The following is a 22489-nucleotide window of genomic DNA, read 5'->3' as shown; positions in this document are numbered from 1 at the left end:
GATGCGGCTGGTACGGGCGGGGTGGGGGTCACTTCGCGCCGAGGGCCTTCTGCAGCGCGGCCAGGTTGGACTTCATGACCTCGAGGTAGTCGGCGCCCTTGGAGGAGTCCGTGATTCCCTCCAGCGGGTCCAGGACGTCGGTCTTCAGTCCGAGGTCCTTCGCCAGTGTCTTGGCTGTCCTGTCGCTGGCGAGCGTCTCGAAGAACACGGTGGTGGCCTTGTTCTTCGACGCCACGGCGTGGATCTCGTTGATCCGGGCCGGGCTGGGCTCGGCCTCGGGGTCGATGCCGGCGATGCCCTCCTGGGTGAGGCCGTAGCGCTCGGCGAGGTATCCGAAGGCGGAGTGGGTGGTGATGAAGGTCTTGGTGGCGGTGTTCTTCAGCCCGGTCTCGTACGCCGTGTTCAGCGTGTTCAGCTCGTCGACCAGGGTGTCCGTGTTCTTCGCGTAGTCCGCGGCGTGGTCGGGGTCGGCCTTCTCCAGGGACTTGCCGACGCCCTTCGCGACCTCGGCGTACTTCACCGGGTCCAGCCAGATGTGCGGGTCGGCGCCCGCCTCCTCGCCCTCGTGCGCGTGCTCCTCGCCCTCCTCGTGCCCGTGGTCGTGACCGTCGACCTCGGAGCCGTGGTTCTCGAGCGTGGTGAGCTTCGCCGCGTCCACGGTGTTCTCGACGCCGGCCTGGCCGACCGCGTCGTCGACGGCCGGCTGGACGCCCTTGAGGAACAGGATGTAGTCGGCCTCGCTCAGTCCGCCGATCTGGCGCGGGGTGAGGTCCAGGTCGTGCGGCTCGACGCCCGGCTTCGTCAGCTGTGTGACCGAGACGTGCGTTCCGCCGATCCTCTCGGCCAGGAACTGCATCGGGTAGAAGGACGCCACCACGTTCAGCTTGTCGCCGCCCGCGCTGTCGGCCGCGTCGGAGGAGGAGCATGCGGAGAGGGCGGTGAGGCCGAGGGCGACTGCTCCGGCGACGGCGGTCGTGGGTATGAGGCGGCGTACGTTCATGACAGTCATTTTCAACAAAACTGGAAACGATTGTCAACAAGGCCGATGAGATGCCCGGATCACAGCCCGGATCCCGTTAACCCCCTGCCGATTTGATCCAAGGGGTGCGCCCGCCGGTAATCTGAGGCACTCACCCGCTCGTCACCCGACCACCGCCCCCCATCGAGGCGCTCTGCGCCGCCCCTGTCCCATTTCGCCGTCGCAATGAAGAGAGCACCGTGGCCGCCGACAAGATCGACACCATCGTCAGCCTGAGCAAGCGCCGTGGCTTCGTCTACCCCTGCAGTGAGATCTACGGGGGCCAGAGGGCCGCCTGGGACTACGGGCCGCTGGGCGTCGAGCTGAAGGAGAACCTCAAGCGCCAGTGGTGGCGCTACATGGTCACTTCGCGCGAGGACGTGGTCGGCATCGACTCCTCGGTCATCCTGGCCCCCGAGGTCTGGGTCGCCTCCGGCCATGTCGCCACCTTCTCCGACCCGCTCACCGAGTGCACCTCCTGTCACAAGCGCTACCGCGCCGACCACCTGGAGGAGATGTACGAGGAGAAGCACGGCAAGCCGCCCGTCAACGGCCTGGCCGACCTCAACTGCCCCAACTGCGGCAACAAGGGCACGTTCACCGAGCCCAAACAGTTCTCGGGTCTCCTCTCCACGCACCTCGGTCCGACCCAGGACTCCGGGTCCGTCGCCTACCTGCGCCCCGAGACCGCCCAGGGAATCTTCACCAACTTCGGTCAGGTGCAGCAGACTTCGCGCAAGAAGCCGCCGTTCGGCATCGCGCAGATGGGCAAGTCCTTCCGGAACGAGATCACTCCGGGCAACTTCATCTTCCGCACGCGCGAGTTCGAGCAGATGGAGATGGAGTTCTTCGTCAAGCCGGGCGAGGACGAGCAGTGGCAGGAGTACTGGATGGAGCAGCGCTGGAACTGGTACACCGGCCTGGGTCTGCGCGAGGAGAACATGCGGTGGTTCGAGCACCCGCAGGAGAAGCTCTCCCACTACTCCAAGCGCACCGCTGACATCGAGTACCGCTTCCGCTTCGGCGGCAGCGAGTGGGGCGAGCTCGAGGGCGTCGCCAACCGCACCGACTACGACCTCAAGGCGCACTCCAAGGCCTCCGGCACGGACCTGTCCTACTTCGACCAGGAGAAGGGCGAGCGCTACACGCCGTACGTCATCGAGCCGGCAGCCGGCGTCGGCCGTTCGCTGCTCGCCTTCCTCCTCGACGCCTACAACGAGGACGAGGCCCCCAACGCCAAGGGCGTCATGGAGAAGCGCGCCGTGATGCGCCTCGACCCGCGTCTGGCGCCGGTCAAGGTCGCGGTCCTGCCGCTGTCCCGCAACCCGCAGCTGTCGCCCAAGGCCAAGGGCCTCGCCGCGGACCTGCGGAAGAACTGGAACATCGAGTTCGATGACGCGGGCGCCATCGGCCGTCGCTACCGGCGTCAGGACGAGATCGGTACGCCGTTCTGCGTCACCGTCGACTTCGACACCCTCGACGACAACGCGGTGACCGTGCGCGAGCGCGACACCATGAAGCAGGAGCGCGTCTCCCTGGACCAGATCCAGGGCTACCTCGGCTCCCGCCTGCTGGGCTGCTGAGCACGCGCAGCTTCATAACGAAGCCCTCGGTTCCCGCGCAGGGAGCCGGGGGCTTCGTGCACACTGGGCGCACTCGTCCACAGGAGGCCAGGATGCCGTCCATGACCACGAGCAAGGTCAGCAGATGGGACCAGCACGGACGTGAACACGTCGTCCACGTGCGGAAGTCGGGGATGCAGAGGCAGCTGACCTGTGACACCTGCGGGTGGCGCAAGGGCGCGCAGTTCCTGCCGTGGCTGAAGGCCGAGGAGCACCTCGCCGAGTCCCACCAGGCGACGGTCGACCCGAGCGCCTGAGACGCTTCCCGACCCGCGGCAGAAAATCGGGTGATGAGCCGCTCCGGGCCGGGGTACCTTTTTCGGTATGTCTTCGTTCTTCCAGATCTACGAGTGAGAGCGCGACGGGCCCGCGAGCCCGTCGCCCACCGATTCGATCCCTGAGATCCCTGAGATCGCTGATCTCTCCAGACTCACTTCTCACCACGAATGGGAGAACCCCGTGGCCAAGAGCCGCAACAACCTCCTCGGTGTGGGCGGACAGCGCAAGAAGCTGTCCCGCGCCGAGCAGCAGGGCGCGGGCCCCGCGCGCGACGCCGACCGCCGGACCGCGGCCGAACAGAAGCAGGAGCTGGTGCGCAAGATGCGTGAGCGCGCCGAGGGCTCCGGCTCCGCCCAGGCGGACGCCTCCTCGCAGCAGGACGGCCAGGCCGCACAGAGCTGACGTACCGGTACGACAGTGGGCCCGGATCACCACGGTGATCCGGGCCCACCTCGTTCCTCACCCGACGGCGCGGGGCAGCCGCAGGCTCAGCAGGGTCGTCAGCACGACCGCCGCCAGCTGCACCAGCAGCGTCACCACGAGCGCGTCCCGCATCCCCGCCCCCGGCGCCAGCGCGAGGAACAGTGTCCCGAGCGTCGCCACCCCCAGGGCCAGCGCGGCCTGCTGCGTCGTCGTCATCACCCCGCCGCCCACCCCGGCACGTCCGGCGGGTACGTCGGACAGCACGATGCGGAACAGCACGGGCAGCTGCAGTCCCTGCCCCAGCCCGGCGATCGCGACTCCCGGCAGCAGTCCCAGGAGGCCGAGGTCCGGCCAGCCCCGCCACACGGCGAGCGCCAGCACCACGACGCCCACGCCCTGGATGATCCCGCCGGCCGTCACGACCCGGCTGCCGAACCGGCGTACCAGCCGGGGCCCGGCCAGCGACGCCGCGAAGAAGGTCGCGGCCATGGGCGCCAGCGACAGTCCCGCCGCTGCCGGGCCCATCCGCAGTCCCTGCTGAAGGGCCACGGCGATGACGAACATGAAGCCGCCGAAACCGATGGAGAACGGCACCACGAGTGTCAGACCGCGCCGCAGAGACTCCAGCCGCAGCAGGCTCGGCGGCACCAGCGGTGTCTGCCCGCGCGCGTCGGCCCGCCGCTCCACCCGGTAGAAGGCGTACGCGGTGAAGGAGAACAGCCCCAGCGAGACCCAGGTCCACAGCGGCCAGCCCGCCGCACGCCCCTCGGTCAGCGGGGCCAGCAGCGTCACCAGCGACAGGGCCAGCAGCAGCGTGCCCGGTACGTCGACGGGGGCAGGCCGGTCCGAGCGGGTCTCCGGCACGGAGCGGGCGGCCAGCACCAGCCCCACCACGGCCACCGGCACGTTCACCAGGAACACCGACCGCCAGCCCGCGCTCTCTCCGAACACCGAAGACAGCGGGGCGGCGGAGACGAGGACGCCACCGAGGATCTGGCCCGCGACCATCGACAGGCCGGCCGTCGCCCCGTACAGGCTCATGGCCCGCGCCCGGCGGTGCCCCGCGGTGGCCGCCTGGATGGTGGCGAGCACCTGCGGCAGCATGAGCGCGGCGGCGGCCCCCTGCGCGACCCTGGCCCCGACGAGCGTCCAGGCGTCCGGAGCCAGCCCGCAGGCGAGCGAGGTGAGCCCGAAGGCCGCCATCCCGATGAGGAAGAGCCTGCGCCTCCCCGCGATGTCGCCCAGCCGCCCGCCGAGGACGAGCAGCACGGCGTACGAGAGTCCGTACCCGGCGACGACCAGTTCCAGCAGGGCGGGGCCCGCGGCCAGGTCGTGGTCGATGGTGGGCAGGGCGACGTTGACGATGAAGAAGTCGATGAGGGGCAGCGCCGCGCCGAGCAGCACCGTGAACAGACCGAGCCGGCCGAGTACGGGCGCGGTGTGGTCGTGCCGCCCCACGGGTGTGCCGGTGGCGGCGGGTGTCTTGGTCAGTACAGGGGATTCACTCACGTCAACGACGATGGACCTGATCCCAGCCTGGTACCAGAGTGTCTTTATCCTGGTAGAAGCAGCACCTGGCAGACCGCCGGGCCATTCGGCACGCTGGGGGTATGACGACGATGGTGACCGAGGCTCCCGAGACCGACATCAGGCGGCACGAACTCGCCGGGTTCCTGCGCAGCCGCCGCGAGCGGATCACCCCCGAGCAGGCGGGCCTGCCCCGCGGGCCCCGCAGGCGCACCCCCGGCCTGCGCCGCGAGGAGGTGGCACAGCTCTCCGCCGTAGGGGTCACCTGGTACACGTGGCTGGAGCAGGCCCGTGACATCCACGTGTCCCCGCAGGTCCTCGACGCGCTGGCGCGGGCGCTGCTGCTGGACCCCAGCGAGCGCTCCCACCTCTTCGCCCTCGCCGGCGCCGTCGACCCCGCGCCGGGCTCCCGCTGCGCCGGAGTCACCCCGGCCCTCGAAGCGCTGCTCACGCGGCTGGAGCCCTACCCGGCCTGCATCCAGAACAGCAGGTACGACATCCTCGCCTACAACCGCACCTACGGGCGGCTGCTGTGCGACCTGGACGCCGTTGCTCCCGAGGACCGCAACTGCATGCTCCTCGCCTACACGAACGAGGACTGGCGCGCCTCCGTGGTCGACCTGGCGGAGATGCGCCGGGTGATGGCTGCCAAGTTCCGCGGTGCGATGGCGGAGCACCTGGCCGAGCCGGCCTGGAAGACGCTGCTGGGCCGCCTGGAGGCCGCCTCCCCGGAGTTCGGCGAGATCTGGGCCCGGCACGAGGTCGTGGGCCCCGGAGGGCGGACCAAGCTGTTCCGCAATGCCCGGGTGGGTCTGCTCCGCCTCGACCACACCGACCTGTGGCTCGGCCCGTCGGCGGGCCCCCGCCTCGTGACGTACGTGCCCGCCGACGAGGAGTCCCGGCAGGGGCTCGAACGCCTGCTGGCCCTGTCTCCGGTGGGAGCCTGAACCGACGGCATCCCGAGCCCCGTCCCGCGTACGCGACAATGGATGGATGACCACGCTCGCCCCCGCCCCCCCGCTGCTCCGGATCGGCCCGCACACCGTGCAGCCGCCGGTCGTGCTCGCCCCCATGGCCGGCATCACCAACGCCCCGTTCCGCACCCTGTGCCGTGAGTTCTCCGGTGGCAAGGGGCTGTTCGTCAGCGAGATGATCACCACCCGGGCGCTGGTCGAGCGCAACGAGAAGACCATGCAGCTCATCCACTTCGACGCGAGCGAGACCCCCCGCTCCATCCAGCTGTACGGCGTCGACCCGGTCACCGTCGGCAAGGCGGTCCGCATGATCGTCGAGGAGGACCTCGCCGACCACATCGACCTCAACTTCGGCTGCCCCGTGCCCAAGGTCACCCGCAAGGGCGGCGGGTCCGCGCTCCCGTACAAGCGGCCCCTGCTGCGGGCGATCCTCCGCGAGGCCGTGGCCGGCGCGGGCGATCTACCGGTCACCATCAAGATGCGCAAGGGCATCGACGAGGACCACATGACCTACCTCGACGCGGGCCGTATCGCCGTCGAGGAGGGCATCACGGCCGTCGCCCTGCACGGCAGGACCACCGCCCAGCACTACGGCGGCACGGCGGACTGGGACGCGATCGCGCGCCTCAAGGAGCACGTCCCCGAGATCCCCGTCCTCGGCAACGGGGACATCTGGTGCGCGGACGACGCCCTGCGGATGATGCGCGAGACGGGCTGCGACGGCGTGGTCGTCGGCCGCGGCTGCCTGGGGCGGCCCTGGCTCTTCGGCGACCTCGTCAGCGCCTTCGAGGGTACGGAGACCAGGCAGGCGCCGGCCCTGCGCGCGGTTGCGGACGTCATGCTGCGCCACGCGACGCTGCTGGGGGAGTGGATCGGCGACGAGACCCGGGGCGTGATCGACTTCCGCAAGCACGTCGCCTGGTACCTGAAGGGTTTCGCCGTCGGCTCGGAGATGCGCAGGAAGCTGGCGGTCACCTCCTCGCTGGAGGAGCTGGGCGGGCAGCTTCAGGAGCTGGAGCTGGACCAGCCGTGGCCGGACGGCGCGGACGGCCCCCGCGGGCGTACGTCCGGCAACAACCGGGTGGCGCTGCCCGACGGCTGGCTCAAGGACCCCTATGACTGCGCGGGCGTGAGCGCCGATGCGGAGCTGGACACCTCAGGGGGCTGAGCACTGCGGCACGGGGCACCGAGTGCCCAGCTTTCTGGCCCGCTCGTTTGAGCGGGCTTTTGAGTGTGATTCGACGTGTGGCGAGCACGTGCGCGGTCATCCCGAGGCTCGTGTTCACGTTCCGTGATAAATGGGTGATCCTTGGGTGACGGTTCGCTGTCTCTGCGGCGTCCGGATGATGACATCTGAGCGGGCTCGAGGGCGTGATTCTCGCCACCCTTGAGGGGTGAGTGGCTCAGATGAGCACTCTTTCACCTGCTGTACTTCTCAAATGATGGCACTGGGTGCCAGGCGGCAATACTTTGATCGATCGACGTAACCATTACCCTCTGTTGCGAAGTGACGCGTAATTGAGTGCACTGGGTAGTTATTGATTCAAGAAATGAACGAAACCCTCGGTCCGGCTGACCTCCCGCATCACTTTCGATCTGCTGGCGGACGGGTGGTTGAGGCCTCATGACGCGCAAGTGGACGTACCCAGACACCTTCGATCTGGGTATGTTCCTCGCCGTCAGGGCAGCCACCGCGTCCTCGAGGAGTCGAGACCCGTGTCGGAAAACAAAGATCCCCAGAAGTTCGTCTACGACTTCACCGAGGGCAACAAAGAGCTCAAGGACCTTCTGGGCGGCAAGGGTGCGAACCTCGCCGAGATGACCAATCTCGGTCTGCCGGTCCCTCCGGGCTTCACCATCACCACCGAGGCGTGCAAGGTCTACCTCGACAGTGGTGACGAGCCGGCCGAACTGCGCGACGAGGTCAGTGCGCACCTCACGGCGCTCGAGGAGCGGATGGGCAAGAAGCTCGGCCAGGCCGACGACCCGCTGCTGGTCTCGGTCCGCTCCGGCGCCAAGTTCTCGATGCCGGGCATGATGGACACGGTCCTCAACATCGGCCTCTCCGACGCCTCGGTCGTCGGGCTCACCGCCCAGTCCGGCGACGAGCGCTTCGCCTGGGACTCCTACCGCCGTCTCATCCAGATGTTCGGCAAGACGGTCCTCGGGGTCGAGGGCGACCTCTTCGAGGAGGCGCTGGAGGCGGCCAAGGAGGCCAAGGGCGTCACCGTCGACGTGGACCTGGACGCGGCGGACCTGAAGAAGCTGGTCAAGCAGTTCAAGAAGATCGTCAACCGGGATGCCGGACGCGACTTCCCGCAGGACCCGCGTGAGCAGATGGACCTGGCCATAAAGGCCGTCTTCGACTCGTGGAACACGGACCGGGCGAAGCTCTACCGCCGCCAGGAGCGCATCCCCGGCGACCTCGGCACGGCCGTCAACATCTGCTCGATGGTCTTCGGCAACCTGGGCCCCGACTCGGGTACGGGCGTCGCCTTCACCCGTGACCCGGCCAGCGGCCACCAGGGTGTGTACGGCGACTACCTGCAGAACGCGCAGGGCGAGGACGTCGTGGCGGGCATCCGCAACACGGTGCCGCTCGCGGACCTGGAGTCGATCGACAAGGCGTCGTACGACCAGCTGATGAAGATCATGGAGACGCTGGAGACCCACTACAAGGACCTCTGCGACATCGAGTTCACCATCGAGCGCGGTCAGCTCTGGATGCTCCAGACCCGGGTCGGCAAGCGCACCGCCGGTGCCGCCTTCCGGATCGCCACCCAGCTCGTCGACCAGGGCCTCATCGACGAGGCCGAGGCGCTCCAGCGCGTCAACGGCGCCCAGCTCGCGCAGCTGATGTTCCCGCGCTTCGACGACGCGGCCAGCACCGTGCTCCTGGGCCGTGGCATCGCCGCGTCGCCGGGTGCGGCGGTCGGGAAGGCCGTCTTCGACTCGTACACCGCGGTCAAGTGGTCGCGGTCCGGCGAGAAGGTCATCCTCATCCGCCGGGAGACCAACCCCGACGACCTCGACGGCATGATCGCCGCCGAAGGCATCCTCACCTCGCGCGGCGGCAAGACCTCGCACGCCGCCGTCGTCGCACGCGGCATGGGCAAGACCTGTGTCTGCGGCGCCGAGGAGATCGAGGTCGACACCAAGCGCCGCAGGCTCACGGTCGGCGACACGGTCGTCGAGGAGGGCGACCTCGTCTCGGTCGACGGCTCCACCGGCAAGGTCTACCTCGGTGAGGTCCCCGTCGTGCCGTCCCCGGTCGTCGAGTACTTCGAGGGCCGGATGCACGCGGGTGCCGACGACGCCGACGAGCTGGTCGCCGCCGTGCACCGGATCATGGCGTACGCGGACCGGGTACGCCGACTGCGGGTGCGGGCGAACGCCGACAACGCCGAGGACGCCTCGCGCGCCCGTCGCTTCGGTGCCCAGGGCATCGGCCTGTGCCGCACCGAGCACATGTTCCTCGGCGAGCGCCGCGAGATGGTCGAGAAGCTGATCCTCGCGGACACCGACGAAGAGCGCGAGGACGCCCTCGCCGCGCTCCTGCCGCTCCAGAAGGCCGACTTCATCGAGCTGTTCGAGTCGATGGACGGGCTGCCCGTCACCGTCCGGCTGCTCGACCCGCCGCTGCACGAGTTCCTGCCCGACATCACCGAGCTCTCCGTACGGGTCGCGCTCGCCGAGTCCCGCAAGGACGCCAACGAGAACGACCTGCGCCTGCTGCAGGCCGTGCACAAGCTGCACGAGCAGAACCCGATGCTGGGGCTGCGCGGTGTCCGTCTCGGCCTGGTCATCCCGGGTCTGTTCGCGATGCAGGTCCGCGCGATCGCGGAAGCGGCGGCGCAGCGCAAGAACGCGAAGGGCGACCCGCGCGCCGAGATCATGATTCCGCTCGTCGGCACGGTCCAGGAGCTGGAGATCGTCCGCGAGGAGGCCGACCAGGTGATCGCCGAGGTCGAGGCGGCCACCGGTACGGAGCTGAAGCTGACGATCGGCACGATGATCGAGCTGCCGCGCGCCGCGCTGACCGCCGGTCAGATCGCCGAGGCCGCGCAGTTCTTCTCCTTCGGCACGAACGACCTCACCCAGACGGTGTGGGGCTTCTCCCGCGACGACGTGGAGGCCTCGTTCTTCACCGCGTACCTGGAGAAGGGCATCTTCGGGGTGTCGCCGTTCGAGACGATCGACAAGGACGGCGTCGGCGCGCTCGTGCGCAGCGCCGTGGAGGCCGGCCTGGCCACCCGCCCGGACCTCAAGCTCGGTGTCTGCGGTGAGCACGGCGGTGACCCGGAGTCGGTGCACTTCTTCCACGAGGTGGGCCTGGACTACGTCTCCTGCTCGCCGTTCCGCATCCCGGTGGCGAGGCTCGAGGCAGGCCGCGCCGCTGCCGGTTCGAAGGGCAGCGACAGCCGCTGAGCGCACCACCGGCCGACTGACACCTGCGACCACGACTCCGGAGCCGCCGGCGGATCATCCGTACCCTCACCGATCCGACGGCGGCTCCGGAAAACCCGGAAGCGGCGGCACCCTGTGCGGGGGTGCCGCCGCTTCGTCATTTGAATTACGGACCATTGAGGGTTGTTGCTTTTCTTCGTTCGGTGAGCAAATTCCACCGAACGGACCGGGGTGCGGTCCATGGATCCCCACCCATGGACCGCACCCGGCTTACCCCCGTCGGGTACGGAGCCGCACCGTCGCACACCGCCGCCGAACAGGCAAAGCCCCCCACGGCCCTCACCCGCTCTTTCGGTGGCGCCGGATGCGTACCCGACGTCGTACAGCTTTTCGGTCGGCGAGGATGTGGGCGAGACGTTTCAACTGTGGCCGAAACCCCGTGGTGACGTCCTGTGACGATATGCATACCCTTCGATGGGGGCGATTGCGGTTGCAACAGTGGGGGTTCGGTGCTTCGTATCCATGTGTCCGGAGAGGACCTTTCCCGAGTGCGGATGGCCGCCAGGCCGGACGCAATGTGGGAAACCATTCTCAGTTTTCACCGGTTGAGGGACAGGAGGGGTTCCACGGTCTTCGGGAAATGGCGCAGTGAATCCCGGACCCGGTTGAACGGTGAAACGCGTCTGCTCTCCGCGGTCGTTCCGCCCCGCGGCTATTTCCCGGACTTCCTGACGCCGACGCAGGAAGTCGCCGAGCCATTCGGTCTGGACGCGGGAATGGAGGCGATGCGCGACACCCCCGTGGAACGCCTCCACGGCGAACTGGCCCTACTGGCCGGAAACCGCCCCCGCCCGCAGCGGTCGTCCGGCGGCGGCAGGACCCCCGCGGCCCTGCTGGACGCGCTCGCCGAGGGGCGTACGGAACCGCTGGGACGCCTCATAGCCGCCCTGCGCAGCTACCACCGCGCCGCCGTCGAGCCGTACTGGCAGCACGTCCGGGCGAGCGTCGAGGCGGACCGGGCCATCCGGGGCCGTGCCCTGCTGGACGGCGGCACGGACGAGCTCCTGTCCACCCTGCCGCCCATGATCCGCTGGCGGGAACCCGTGCTCGAGGCGGACTACCCCGTGGACCGCGAGCTGCACCTGGACGGGCGGGGCCTGCTCCTGCAGCCCTCGTTCTTCTGCCGTGGCACCCCGGTCGTCTACCGGGACCCGAACCTCCCGCCGGTCCTCGTCTACCCGGTCACCCACCGGGCCGCCCCGGCCTTCGCCGAGCCGGGCCCCTGGCTGGGGCGGCTCGTCGGGCACACCCGCTCCGCCGTCCTGCGGGCCATAGGCAACGGCTGCACGACGAGCGAGCTGGCCCGCAGGACCGGGGTGTCCCTGGCCTCGGCGAGCCAGCACGCCTGCGTGCTGCGCGAGGCCGGCCTGGTCCTGACCCTGCGCCACGGCAGCTCGGTCCTGCACACCCTCACCCCGCTGGGCGACTCACTGCTCAGGGGCGGTGCCCCGCTCGCGATGTCCTGACGGGCCGGGCAGCCCGGGAACCGACACGGAGCGGTGCGGACGCTCGCCCGGGAGGAATTCCGCTGCGATCGATGAGTTCCGGCGGGCGCTGCCGTCTACCCCTCGACAGCGCGCGAAACCAGCGCTACGGAGCACGCGAAGTGCCGGGACGGAAGAAGTGGAACCTCATGCCTCAGCCTCAGATGATCTTCGTGAACCTGCCGGTCAAGGACCTGGAGACGACGAAGAACTTCTTCGGGAAGCTCGGCTTCGGCTTCAACCCGCAGTTCAGCGACGAGACGACCGCCTGTCTGGTCATCAGCGACACGATCTTCGCCATGCTCATCAGCGAGCCCCGTTTCAAGGACTTCACCAAGAAGGAGATCGCCGACGCGTCGAAGACGACGGAGGTCCTCATCGCCCTCAGCGCGGACAGCAGAGCCAAGGTCGACGAGATGGCGGACGCCGCCCTCGCCGCGGGCGGGTCCCCGGCCAACGAGCCCATGGACATGGGCTCCATGTACGGCCGTTCCTTCCAGGACCCGGACCACCACATCTGGGAGGTCGTGTGGATGGACCCGGCGGCGATCGAAGGCGGCGGCCAGGCCTGATGGCCGGGGAGGACAGCCCCACGGCGCCGGAACGGCGACGTGGGGCCGCGGTCCTGCTCAGCTGCGGAACGGCCCCGTGACCTCGTAGGTGATACCGCCGGAGGAGCTCCCGCTCGTCCCGCGCTGCGAGGAGAAGTAGAGCCGCCTGCCGTCCGGGGAGAAGGCGGGGCCGGTGATCTCCGAGCCGGACTGGCCGCTGACCCGCAGGAACGGCGCGACGGTGTCGTCCGGGGTGATCAGGCAGATCTCCAGGTTCCCGCCGTCCTCGGCGACGTACAGGTCGCCCGAGGCGGACCGGGTGACGTTGTCCACGCCGGTCAGCGGGGCGCTGCCGCCGGTGACGAGCGAGTCGTCGTAGGCGAGCGAGATGCTGGACGCGTTCGCGTCGTACGCCCACACCCGGTTGTCGCCCTTGGTGGTGAACCAGCAGGTGCCCGCCGCGTAGAAGCAGCCCTCACCGCCGTTGAAGACCTTGGCGCCGGAGACCTGGTAGCGGGTCAGGGTGGGCGAGCCGTCCGGGTCGGGGACCGTCGTCCAGGTCACCGGGCCCGAGGTGCCGGAGCCCGCCACCAGGACCTGCAGGGTGCCGGAGGACAGGTTGCCCCAGGTGGTGGGGCGGAAGCGGTAGAAGCGGCCGTCCGTCTCGTCCTCGGTGAGGTAGACGTACCCGTGGTCGGGGTCGGCCGCCGCCGCCTCGTGCTTGAAACGGCCCAGTGCGGGGCGCTGCACGGCTGCGTTCACGCCCCACGGGTCCGTCTCGTAGACGAAGCCGCGGGTGACCTCCTCGCAGGACAGCCAGGTGTTCCACGGGGTCCGGCCGCCCGCGCAGTTGTTGTTCGTGCCGGACAGGATCCGGTACGCGCCGGTGACGGTCCCGGAGGAGTTGAACCGCACCGCGCTCGCCCCGCCGCCGCTGCCCGAGGAGACCTCGGCGTTGGAGACGTAGATCCAGCCGCTGCCGTCGGTGAACGTCGCACCGCCGTCGGGTGCGCTGTGCCAGGCGTACGAGGTGCCGGGGACGGTCTGCCCCGAGCGGGCGATGATCCTGCTGGTGAAACCGCTCGGCAGCAGGATGCCGTTGCTGTTGGCGGCCTGAAGCGCGCCGTAGGGTCCTGCGGCCGGCTGGGCGGGGTCGGCGAAGGCGGCACCCCGCCACAGGGTGCCGCCGAAGGCCGCCGCCGAGCCGCCGATCACCGCTGTGCGCAAGAAGGTCCGACGTTCCACGATCACTCCACGGGTGACGTGAGGGCCCGCCGGTCCGGTCGGCCCGGCGGGGCGAACGTCAGGACAGTAGAGGGACGCAGTTGACGGAGCGTCAACAGGCGGTGAACGGAACGGGATCAGTCCGCGCGGACCGCGAAGACCGGCACGGTGACCTCGTCGTCGTCCAGGCACGCACCCGTCTCCAGGTCGAAGCGCTGCTTCAGCAGCGGCGATGCCACGAACGGCCGACCGGCCGCGGAGCCGATCAGGCCCCGGGACAGGACGTACGCGCCGGTGAACGGGTCGCGGTTGTCGATCGCGTACGCCCGCCCCGATCGGTCCACGAACAGCGCGACCTGCCTGCCGTCCGGGAGGAGGGCCGCCACACCGCGCCCCGGGGTCAGCAGGTCGCGGTCGCAGACCGTGAGCCAGCCGTCCCCGTCCGCGAGCTGGATCGTCCGGGTGTCCTGCGCCGTTTCCAGAGTCTGGGTCGTCATCAGGAGGGAGTCCCTTCGAGGGTGCGGATGGCGAGCACGGGGCCCGCGAGGATGTCCAGGTCGGGCTTGACCTGGTCGCGCTCGGGGACGAACTTCACCGAGGGGTCGGGTGCGTCGGGGGCGTTGACGAAGGTCACGAAGCGGCGCAGCCGCTCCGGGTCGTTGATGGTCTCGGCCCACTCGTCGCGGTAGCCGCGGACGTGGTCGGCCATCAGCCGCTCCAGCTCGTCGCAGAGGCCCAGCGAGTCGTGGACGACGACGTCCCGTACGTGGTCCAGGCCGCCCTCGATCCGGTCCAGCCAGGTCGAGGTGCGCTCCAGCCGGTCCGCCGTGCGGATGTAGAACATGAGGAACCGGTCGATGAGACGGACCAGTTCGGCGTCGGACAGGTCCTGGGCCAGCAGGTCCGCGTGGCGCGGTGTGGCGCCGCCGTTGCCGCCGACGTACAGGTTCCAGCCCTGGGCGGTCGCGATGATCCCGAAGTCCTTGCCGCGGGCCTCCGCGCACTCGCGGGCGCAGCCGGAGACCGCCGACTTCAGCTTGTGCGGCGAACGCAGCCCCCGGTAGCGCAGCTCCAGGTCGATCGCCATCTTCACCGAGTCCTGCACGCCGTAGCGGCACCAGGTCTGCCCCACACAGGACTTCACCGTGCGCAGCGACTTCCCGTACGCGTGCCCCGACTCGAATCCGGCGTCCACGAGGCGGGTCCAGATCAGCGGGAGCTGGTCGACGCGGGCGCCGAACAGGTCGATCCGCTGGCCGCCGGTGATCTTCGTGTAGAGGCCGAAGTCCCGGGCCACCTCGCCGATCACGATCAGCTTCTCCGGGGTGATCTCACCGCCCGGGATGCGCGGCACGATCGAGTAGGAGCCGTTGCGCTGGAGGTTGGCCAGGAAGTGGTCGTTGGTGTCCTGGAGGGCCGCCTGCTCGCCGTCCAGGACGTAGCCGCTCGCACCGACCGTCGGCGCCAGCGAGGCGATGATCGAACCTACCGTCGGCTTGCAGACCTCGCAGCCGTCACCGCCCTTGGCCTCGTCGCGGCCGTGCGAGTCCAGCAGCCCGGCGTACGACGTGACACCCAGGGTGCGGACGATCTCGTACAACTCGCTGCGGGTGTACGCGAAGCAGCCGCACAGGCCCTGGTCCTCGGGCTGCGGCAGCAGCTGTCCGATGACCTTGACGCAGCTTCCGCAGCCCGTTCCCGCCTTGGTGCACTTCTTCACCTCGGGCAGCGTGGTGTGCTCGCAGATCGCGCCCTTGGTCACGTTGTGGCAGGAGCAGATCACGGCCTCGTCGGGCAGCGAGGACGGGCCGAGCGTGACCGGGCCGCCCGCACCGGCCGGCAGCACCAGTTGCTCCGGCGCGACCGGCAGGACCGTGCCGGTCATCGGCCGCAGCGTGCCGTACTGGTCGGCGTCCCCGACCAGGACCCCGCCGAGCAGCGTCCCGTCCCGGCCGATCACCAGCTTCTTGTAGACGCCCGAGCGGGAATCCGAATAGACCACGTCGAGGCAGCCCTCGGCCGCCCCGTGCGCGTCACCGAACGAGGCGACGTCCACGCCGAGCAGCTTCAGCTTCGTCGACAGGTCGGCGCCGGTGAACGAGGCCGCGTTGCCCGCGACCACCTCGGCGACCGCCACGGCCATCTCGTAGCCCGGCGCCACCAGCCCGTACACCCGGCCGTCCGAGGCCAGCGCGCACTCACCGATCGCGAACACGGAGCTGTCCGAGGTGCGGCACTCCTCGTCGACGATGATGCCGCCGCGCGGGCCGACCGCCAGGCCGCAGTCGCGGGCCAGCTGGTCCCGGGGGCGTACACCGGCGGAGAAGACGACGAGGTCGGTGGCGAGCGAGGAGCCGTCGGAGAGGGACATGCCGTTGACCCGGCCGTCCTCGCCCGCGGTGACCTCCTGGGTGCCGACGCCCGTGTGGACGGAGAGGCCCATGTCCTCGATCGTGCGCAGCAGTGCCGCGCCGCCGCCGTCGTCGACCTGGACCGGCATCAGCCGGGGCGCGAACTCCACGACGTGCGTGCTGAGTCCGAGGCCCTTCAGGGCGCCCGCGGCCTCCAGGCCGAGCAGCCCGCCGCCGACCACCGCGCCGGTCGTCGCGGTCTTCGCGTACTCCTCGATCGCGAGGAGGTCCTCGATGGTGCGGTAGACGAAACAGCCCTCGGTGTCCTTGCCGGGAACCGGCGGCACGAAGGGGTACGAGCCGGTGGCCAGCACCAGTGTGTCGTACGAGAAGGTCTGCCCGGAGCGCGCGGTGACCGTGCGTGCCTCGCGGTCGACGCTCTCCGCCGGGTCGCCGACGTGCAGTTCTATGCCGTGCCGCGCCATGAAGTCCGGCTCGACGAGCGAGAGGTCCTCCGGCGTCTTCCCGGAGAAGTAGGAGGTCAGCTGCACCCGGTCGTAGGCGGGGCGGGGCTCCTCGCAGAGCACGACGACCCTGGCGGTCCCGGCGGTGGCGGTCAGGCCGCGGTCGGCGAGCGCTTCCAGGAACCGCTGCCCGACCATGCCGTGTCCGACGACCACGATCGTCGGCACGCCTGCGGTGGGGGCGTTCGGGGGAGTGGACACCGGCATCAGAAGCCTCCGTCGTTGGTGAGCAGGTGGAGCAGGGACATGTCGGCGGGGAGGGGCTCGTCGTCCTGCCAGGTCCGGGCGAGGGTGCCGACCGCGGCGAGATCGCCGAGCAGCACCCCGCCGGCCAGCCGGTCGCCCCGGACGACGACCGTGCGGTACGCGCCCCGGGTGGCGTCGGCCAGCCGGATCACGTCGTCGCCGGGCATCGGTCGGGAGTCACCGAAGGCCGCCAGGTCGAGACCGCCCGGAGCACCGGCGACACCGGCGGCGACCGGGACGGCGGCGGGGGAGCGCAGGGTGAGCCGGGTCAGGGCCCGGGTGCCCTCGTAGCGGGCCGAGCCGCCGGCCAGCACCTCGGCCAACACGTCCGCCTGTTCCAGCGCGGCACCCGCCAGCCCGTACACGGTGCCGCGGTGCTCGGCACAGTCGCCGACCGCGTGGATGTATGGGTCCGAGGTGCGCAGTTCGTCGTCGACGACGACGCCCTTGCGGACGTCGAGCCCGGCAGCCTGTGCCAGACCCGTCCTGGGGCGGACCCCGCAGGCCAGCACCGTGATCTCGGCCTCCAGCTCGTAGCCGTCGGCGAGCTCCACGGCGCGTACCGCGGGGGTGGCACCGTCGGTGCAGCGCAGACCGCGCACCCGGCACTCGGTGTGCACCTCGACGCCGAGGGCCTCCAGGTGACGCCGCAGCAGTGCGGCCGACTCGGCGTCCAGCTGCCGCTCCATGAGGTGCTCGCCCTGCTGGGCCAGCACCACCTGGGCGCCGCACTCGGCCAGCGCACGGGCCGCGGAGACTCCGAGGAGCCCGCCGCCGATGACGACGGCGCGTACCCCGGGACGTACGGCGGCGCGCAGGGCCAGGCAGTCGTCGAGGGTGCGGAAGGGATGCACCCCGTCAGGCAGCGTGTGGCCGAGGCCCCGCAGCGGCGGCAGCACCGGGTTGGAGCCGGTGGCCAGCACCAGGCGCTCGTACCCGATGACGCTGCCGTCGTCGCAGTGCACCAGCCGGTCCGACCGGTCGATCCGTACGACCCGCACCCCGCGCCGCACCCCGGCGGGCGGCAGCGCGATGACGTCGGGCTCGTACCGTCCGGCAAGCACCTCGGCGAGCAGCACCCTGTTGTACGGTGCGTGCTCCTCCTCGCCGATGACGGTGACACCGGGGACCCGGGCGGCGAGCCGTGCGCCCGCCATCCCGGCGCCGATCACCACCACACGCGCCGTGTTCCCGCTCTGTGTCCTCATGACGAAGAGACTGCGGGGCCGGTGTTACCCGACCGCATCCCTCCTGTTTCCCGGGAGGAACCTTGCGCTCAGCGCGCGGGGAGGCCCTCTGTGAGGGCCGGGCAACTGGTTGGACTGGGCACCTATCGCTTGCCTAAGGTCACGGACATGCCCGAGATAACGCTGACCACCCTCGTCCTGCTCTGCCTGGCCGCCGCCGCGGCGGGCTGGATCGATGCGGTGGTCGGCGGCGGAGGGCTCCTCCTCCTGCCCGCTCTGTTGCTGGGCCTGCCGAACGTTCCCGCCGCGCACATCCTCGGCACCAACAAGGCGGTCGCCATCGTCGGCACCTCGGGGGCCGCGGTGACCTACGTGCGCAAGGCGCCGGTGCGGGTGGGGACCGCCGTAAGGATCGGGCTCATGGCCCTCGCCGGGTCGATGACCGGCGCCTTCTTCGCCGCGGGGATCAGCAGCGACGTGCTGCGCCCGGTGATCATGGTGGTGCTGCTCGGTGTGGCGGCCTTCGTCATGCTGCGGCCCTCCTTCGGTACGGCCGCGGCCGGCGACGGCACGGGCAACAAAGTCACCCGGGCCCGCACCGTCACCGCGATCGTGCTGGTCGGCGGCGGTATCGGCTTCTACGACGGGCTGTTCGGGCCGGGCACGGGAACCTTCCTCGTGCTGGCCCTTACCGCCGTACTCCACCTCGACCTGGTGACGGCGTCCGCCACCGCCAAGATCGTGAACGTCTGCACCAACGCCGGCGCGCTGGCGATGTTCGCCTACCAGGGCACCGTGCTGTGGCAGCTGGCCGCGCTGATGGCCGTATTCAATCTGGCGGGCGGCATGTTCGGAGCGCGCATGGCACTCAGGAAGGGCAGCGACTTCGTCCGCGGGGTCCTGCTGGTCGTGGTGTTCTCGCTGGTCGCCAAGCTCGGCTTCGACCAGTGGTCGGCCTGACCGCCTGGACGGCTCCTCGTCCGGCCGCCCTGTTCATCTCGTGCGGCCTGACCATCCGGTCGGCTGATCACCGCACTTCGGTGAGATGGGCGTACACCACCACGTTCCCCAGGTAGCCGGTCTGCGGCGAGAAGCCGCCGCCGCAGGTGATCAGCCTCAGGGACGCGTGCGGCGATGCGCCGTAGACCCGCTGGTCGGGGAAGTCCTCGTTGTCGTACACCTCGATCGCGTCGACCGAGAAGACGGCGGTGCGGCCGTCCTTGCGGTCGATCTCGACCCCGGTCCCCTTCTTCAGCGACCCGAGCCCGTAGAAGACCGACGGCCCCTGGGCGTTGTCGACATGACCGGCGACGACCGCGGTGCCCTTCGCGCCGGGCGGGGCACCGCCCTTGAACCAGCCCGCGATGTTGCGGTTCCCGGCCGGCGGTACGTCGAGGCCGCCGTCCCGGCCGAGGCCCAGGCGCATCATGGGTGCGTCCACGCCGATGCCGGGGATGCGGATCCGGACCGGTTCGGAGGGGCGCAGCGGTTCGGCGACCGCCGATCCCGGCCGGAGTTCGGGACCCGCGGCGAAGGCCTCGGCCGTGGACGGCTGGGGTGCGGCGGTCCGGGTGGCCGCACCGTTCTGGACGAGCCAGACGCCGCACAGCGCGGTGACACCCACCAGCCATGCCCTGGACCTCAAGGTCGTCCTGTCCACGTCGTCGTCCTCGCGGTGTCGCCGTCAGCCGTCCTGCGCGCCGTCCGTGCGACGCCGGCGCAGGAGCCAGACGCCGCCGACGGCTGCCGCGCCGAGGACTCCGGCGCCCGCCACGAGCTGGACGGTGTCGGGTCCGGCGCTGCCGCCGACACCGGTCCCGACGTGCCCGGAGGGACGCTCGGGCCAGGTCCCGGGCGGGGACACGGGCGGCTTGGCGGGCGCGGGCTTCGTCCCTGGCGGCGGTTTGACGGGCTCGGGCCGCGGGCTCGTTCCGGGCCGTACCACCGTCCCCAGTTCCGTCTCCGTGAGCTCGGTCTCGGTCAGCTCGGTCTCGGTCAGCTCCGCCTCGGTCAGCTCGGTCTCGGTGAGACCGGTCTCCGCGAGCTCGGTCTCGGTCAGCTCCGTCTCCGTACCGGGGTCCGTGTCCGCCCCGGGTTCCGTCTGCGCCTTCGGATCGGTCTCCGCTTCGGTTCCGGCCCCGGAATCCGTCCCCGGATTCGTCCGGGGTGCCTGCCAGGCGGGCGACTCCGGCCTCGCCACCGCGCTCTCGGCGCAAGCGGACGGGGCGGTGGCGAGGCCGAGCGCGACGGCGGTGAGGGCCGCGGCGGCGGTACCGGTCACGAGGCGGGCAGGGCTGCGCATGGGAATCCTCCGGGAAGGCGGGTGTGTCTTCCTCCGAGACAACGGGCGGCGCCCGCCTGCCGCCAGTTGACGCATGGTCAGTTCTCACCCGTACGGACCTGTCGGGCGCACCCGCCCGCCCGGCCCGGTGCAGGTCGTGGCGGTGGTGGGGGCCGCTGGGCCCGCCGGGTGCCGATCGAGTGACGCCGTGAACCATGACATGTGACGCACATCACATGTATGGTCCTGGGAGACCCGGGCACAAGGTTCACACCCCCCACGGGACGGCGCCCCCCGCCGCCCCCACGGCAACCGCCCTCACCGGCCCAACCCCCCCTGGGACCGGTGGGGGCGGTGTCATGCGCCGTCCGTGGCGGACCACGTGATGTCCGGAGGGCGTACGCGGGCGCACCGCGGCTGCCCCTTGCCGTCGGTCAGGCGCAGCCGCGCGGTGAGGTGCCCGGTCCGGGCGGCGGCGTCCAGGACGCTCCCGTCGACATCGGCGATCATCAGTTTGGCGCGCCGGAACATGGTGAAGACGCCGGACTCGTCCACCGTTCCCCAGGACAGGTAGACGAAGCGCCCGCCGAGCCGGTTCTGGATGTACGGCCCCGTGATCTCGACGCCGTCGGCGGTCGGGGTGGCGGTGCAGTCCAGTGTCCAGGCGGCGGAGGGGGCATCGCCGGGATGCAGTCCCAGCAGCTCGTCGGGCCTGTCCTTGCGCTGCACGCCTACGTGGATGTTGTCGAAACCGGCGAAGTCGGTGCCCGGGCGGCAGGTGCGGCCGGGGAGTTCTGAGGCTTCGATGTGGATCTGCATGTCCCCATGCTCCTGCACCTGCCCCCCGGCGGTGCACGGATCGCGCCTCACGGTTCAGACGGTGTCCCAGGGGGTGTCCTCGTAGACCTGCGCGAGCTGCTTCATCAGTTCCTCGTCGACCGCGAAGGACGTGTCGTCGATCCGGTGGACCGGCGCGATGCCCTGCGAGTTGGTGACGAAGGCCGCCCGGTAGTCGCCCAGGTCCCCCAGTGTCACCGGGCGGCGCTCCGGCGGCCGGCCGGCCTGCGCGAGGCCGCTCTCCAGGAGGGCCATGGTGATGCCGGTCAGTACGGGAGCATCCGGCCAGACCACCGAAGCACCGTCCCAGAAACCGATGTTGGTCATCGACCCCTCGGTCACCACGCCGCCCGGCGCGGTCAGCAGCGCCTCGTCGAAGCCCGCCCGCCCGGCCTGCAGCCCGTAATAGGTCTGGCCGAACTCGCCCGGGCGCTTGATGTGGGGCACGGTGCGCGCGTACGGCACAGACATCAGGCTCTTCGGCGCGGTGGACATCCGTGCGGGCGGCCGCACCGTCACCATTGGGGTCGTCGCCGTATCGCCCGGCGGGAGGAAGCCGTGCACCCGCACCGACGCGTCCCGTACCCCGGCGCCTTCGAGCGCGTGCCGGATCAGCCCGCGCACGTGTTCCCCGGCCAGGGGCTGGTCGAACAGCTCCCGGCTCGCCGAGTCCAGCCGGTCCAGGTGCAGGGCGAGCCCCCGCACCTTCCCGTCCCTGACCTGCATCGCCGTGAAGTGGCCGTAGCCGGCGAACGCGGGGATCCGAAGGTCTTCCCCGGTGGCCCGGTGGCCGTTGATCTCGACGTACGGCACGGCTGCGGGAGTTGTCATGCGCTCCACCGTAGCCGTGGCGTGCCGGACTTGACCTCAATCATGGTTGAGGTGTGAGTCTGCGGTGCATGGACATCGACACGCCCCATCCCACCGCATCCGCCGCCCCGCTGAAGGTGGCCGTCATCCTCGGCAGCAACCGCGAGGGCCGCTTCGGACCCGTCGTCGCCGAGTGGTTCCTCGACCGGGCGGCAGACCACCCGGACATCGAGACCGACTTCATCGACGTCGCCGAATCCGAGGCCCCCTCCCACCGCCCCGGTGCCCGACCCGCGGACGTAGCGCCCCGGTTGGCGCGGGCCGACGCCTTCGTCGTCCTCACCCCCGAGTACAACCACTCCTACCCGGCCCCCTTGAAGAACCTCATCGACCGGCACTACGCCGAATGGCAGGCCAAACCCGTCGCCTTCGTCAGCTACGGCGGAATCTCCGGCGGCCTGAGGGCCGTTGAACACCTCCGCCAGGTCTTCGCCGAACTGCATGCCGTCTCCGTACGCGACACCGTCTCCTTCCACAACGCGGGTGCGCTCTTCGACGACCGGGGCAGGCCCAAGGACCCGGCCCCCTCCGACGCCGCGGCCAAGACGATGCTCGACCAGCTGTTCTGGTGGGGCCGCGCCCTGCGCGAGGCCAGGGAACGGCATCCGTACGGCGCCTGACCCG

At 70.4% G+C, this 22489-nt stretch carries 20 protein-coding genes; 10 read left to right on the top strand and 10 right to left on the bottom strand.

What is annotated here, in order from left to right:
• Positions 1-28 precede the first annotated feature (28 nt).
• Positions 29-1000 carry a metal ABC transporter substrate-binding protein gene (locus tag ABZS61_RS02030; RefSeq protein ID WP_356414679.1) on the bottom strand — a complete coding sequence of 324 codons (972 nt, stop codon included), beginning with the start codon at positions 998-1000 and terminating at the stop codon, positions 29-31.
• A 218-nt stretch (positions 1001-1218) separates the two neighbouring features.
• On the opposite strand from ABZS61_RS02030, the gene ABZS61_RS02025 reads away from it, so the two are divergent.
• The 3 genes from ABZS61_RS02025 to ABZS61_RS02015 all read left to right on the top strand — a co-directional run bounded on the left by ABZS61_RS02025 (position 1219) and on the right by ABZS61_RS02015 (position 3321).
• Positions 1219-2601 carry a glycine--tRNA ligase gene (locus ABZS61_RS02025; protein WP_356414676.1) on the top strand — a complete coding sequence of 461 codons (1383 nt, stop codon included), beginning with the start codon at positions 1219-1221 and terminating at the stop codon, positions 2599-2601.
• Positions 2602-2693: 92 nt separating this feature from the next.
• Positions 2694-2897: a hypothetical protein gene (locus ABZS61_RS02020; RefSeq protein ID WP_329211258.1), complete on the top strand. Its 204-nt coding sequence runs from the start codon at positions 2694-2696 to the stop codon at positions 2895-2897.
• 202 nt (positions 2898-3099) lie between these two features.
• A complete protein-coding gene (locus ABZS61_RS02015) occupies positions 3100-3321 on the top strand; it encodes a DUF6243 family protein (RefSeq protein WP_356414672.1) in 222 nt (73 codons plus the stop codon).
• 57 nt (positions 3322-3378) lie between these two features.
• On the opposite strand, the gene ABZS61_RS02010 is transcribed toward ABZS61_RS02015, so the two are convergent.
• A complete protein-coding gene (locus ABZS61_RS02010) occupies positions 3379-4800 on the bottom strand; it encodes an MFS transporter (protein WP_356415140.1) in 1422 nt (473 codons plus the stop codon).
• Positions 4801-4952: 152 nt separating this feature from the next.
• Here ABZS61_RS02010 and ABZS61_RS02005 point away from each other — a divergent pair, with 152 nt between their 5' ends.
• From ABZS61_RS02005 to ABZS61_RS01985, 5 genes are all read left to right on the top strand, one after another.
• Positions 4953-5816, top strand: a complete 864-nt coding sequence (locus ABZS61_RS02005) for a helix-turn-helix transcriptional regulator (protein WP_356414669.1) — start codon at positions 4953-4955, stop codon at positions 5814-5816.
• A gap of 46 nt (positions 5817-5862) precedes the next feature.
• Positions 5863-7011, top strand: a complete 1149-nt coding sequence (gene dusB / locus ABZS61_RS02000) for a tRNA dihydrouridine synthase DusB (RefSeq protein ID WP_356414666.1) — start codon at positions 5863-5865, stop codon at positions 7009-7011.
• A gap of 548 nt (positions 7012-7559) precedes the next feature.
• Positions 7560-10271 carry a pyruvate, phosphate dikinase gene (gene ppdK, locus ABZS61_RS01995; RefSeq protein ID WP_356414663.1) on the top strand — a complete coding sequence of 904 codons (2712 nt, stop codon included), beginning with the start codon at positions 7560-7562 and terminating at the stop codon, positions 10269-10271.
• 488 nt (positions 10272-10759) lie between these two features.
• Positions 10760-11776, top strand: a complete 1017-nt coding sequence (locus tag ABZS61_RS01990) for a helix-turn-helix domain-containing protein (RefSeq protein ID WP_356414660.1) — start codon at positions 10760-10762, stop codon at positions 11774-11776.
• Positions 11777-11943: 167 nt separating this feature from the next.
• Positions 11944-12366, top strand: a complete 423-nt coding sequence (locus tag ABZS61_RS01985) for a VOC family protein (RefSeq protein WP_356414657.1) — start codon at positions 11944-11946, stop codon at positions 12364-12366.
• Between the two features lie 57 nt (positions 12367-12423).
• Here ABZS61_RS01985 and ABZS61_RS01980 read toward each other — a convergent pair whose 3' ends face one another.
• The 4 genes from ABZS61_RS01980 to ABZS61_RS01965 form a co-directional block, all read right to left on the bottom strand.
• A complete protein-coding gene (locus ABZS61_RS01980) occupies positions 12424-13590 on the bottom strand; it encodes an alkaline phosphatase PhoX (protein WP_356414654.1) in 1167 nt (388 codons plus the stop codon).
• 116 nt (positions 13591-13706) lie between these two features.
• Positions 13707-14066: a nitrite reductase small subunit NirD gene (nirD, locus tag ABZS61_RS01975; RefSeq protein ID WP_356414651.1), complete on the bottom strand. Its 360-nt coding sequence runs from the start codon at positions 14064-14066 to the stop codon at positions 13707-13709.
• Positions 14066-16651, bottom strand: coding sequence for a nitrite reductase large subunit NirB (gene nirB, locus ABZS61_RS01970; RefSeq protein ID WP_356414648.1), 2586 nt, complete (start codon positions 16649-16651; stop codon positions 14066-14068). The genes nirD and nirB overlap by 1 nt, the downstream gene beginning before the upstream one ends.
• On the bottom strand, positions 16651-17898 hold the full coding sequence (locus ABZS61_RS01965) for an FAD-dependent oxidoreductase (RefSeq protein ID WP_356414645.1): 1248 nt from the start codon (positions 17896-17898) through the stop codon (positions 16651-16653). Before ABZS61_RS01965 ends, nirB begins: the two co-directional genes overlap by 1 nt.
• Before the next feature lie 147 nt (positions 17899-18045).
• Between ABZS61_RS01965 and ABZS61_RS01960 the strand changes: the two genes are divergently transcribed.
• Entirely contained in the window at positions 18046-18837 is a 792-nt protein-coding gene (locus ABZS61_RS01960; protein ID WP_356414642.1) for a TSUP family transporter, read from the top strand.
• Positions 18838-18904: 67 nt separating this feature from the next.
• Here ABZS61_RS01960 and ABZS61_RS01955 read toward each other — a convergent pair whose 3' ends face one another.
• The 4 genes from ABZS61_RS01955 to ABZS61_RS01940 all read right to left on the bottom strand — a co-directional run bounded on the left by ABZS61_RS01955 (position 18905) and on the right by ABZS61_RS01940 (position 21826).
• Positions 18905-19537, bottom strand: a complete 633-nt coding sequence (locus tag ABZS61_RS01955) for a class F sortase (protein WP_356414640.1) — start codon at positions 19535-19537, stop codon at positions 18905-18907.
• 24 nt (positions 19538-19561) lie between these two features.
• The gene (locus tag ABZS61_RS01950; RefSeq protein ID WP_356414637.1) at positions 19562-20179 is read right to left on the bottom strand and encodes a hypothetical protein; all 618 of its coding nucleotides are present in this window, start codon (positions 20177-20179) and stop codon (positions 19562-19564) included.
• Positions 20180-20515: 336 nt separating this feature from the next.
• Positions 20516-20977: a DUF5990 family protein gene (locus ABZS61_RS01945; protein WP_356414634.1), complete on the bottom strand. Its 462-nt coding sequence runs from the start codon at positions 20975-20977 to the stop codon at positions 20516-20518.
• Positions 20978-21031: 54 nt separating this feature from the next.
• A complete protein-coding gene (locus ABZS61_RS01940; RefSeq protein WP_356414631.1) occupies positions 21032-21826 on the bottom strand; it encodes an aminotransferase class IV family protein in 795 nt (264 codons plus the stop codon).
• Between the two features lie 68 nt (positions 21827-21894).
• Here ABZS61_RS01940 and ABZS61_RS01935 point away from each other — a divergent pair, with 68 nt between their 5' ends.
• Positions 21895-22485, top strand: a complete 591-nt coding sequence (locus tag ABZS61_RS01935; RefSeq protein ID WP_356414628.1) for an NAD(P)H-dependent oxidoreductase — start codon at positions 21895-21897, stop codon at positions 22483-22485.
• The last annotated feature ends 4 nt before the right edge of the window (positions 22486-22489 follow it).

It is taken from the genome of Streptomyces sp. NPDC005566, from assembly GCF_040605575.1.
Classification (GTDB): Bacteria; Actinomycetota; Actinomycetes; order Streptomycetales; family Streptomycetaceae; genus Streptomyces.
The sequence above is the reverse complement of the archived record's forward strand: the minus strand, read 5'-3'. Positions and strand labels throughout refer to the sequence as shown.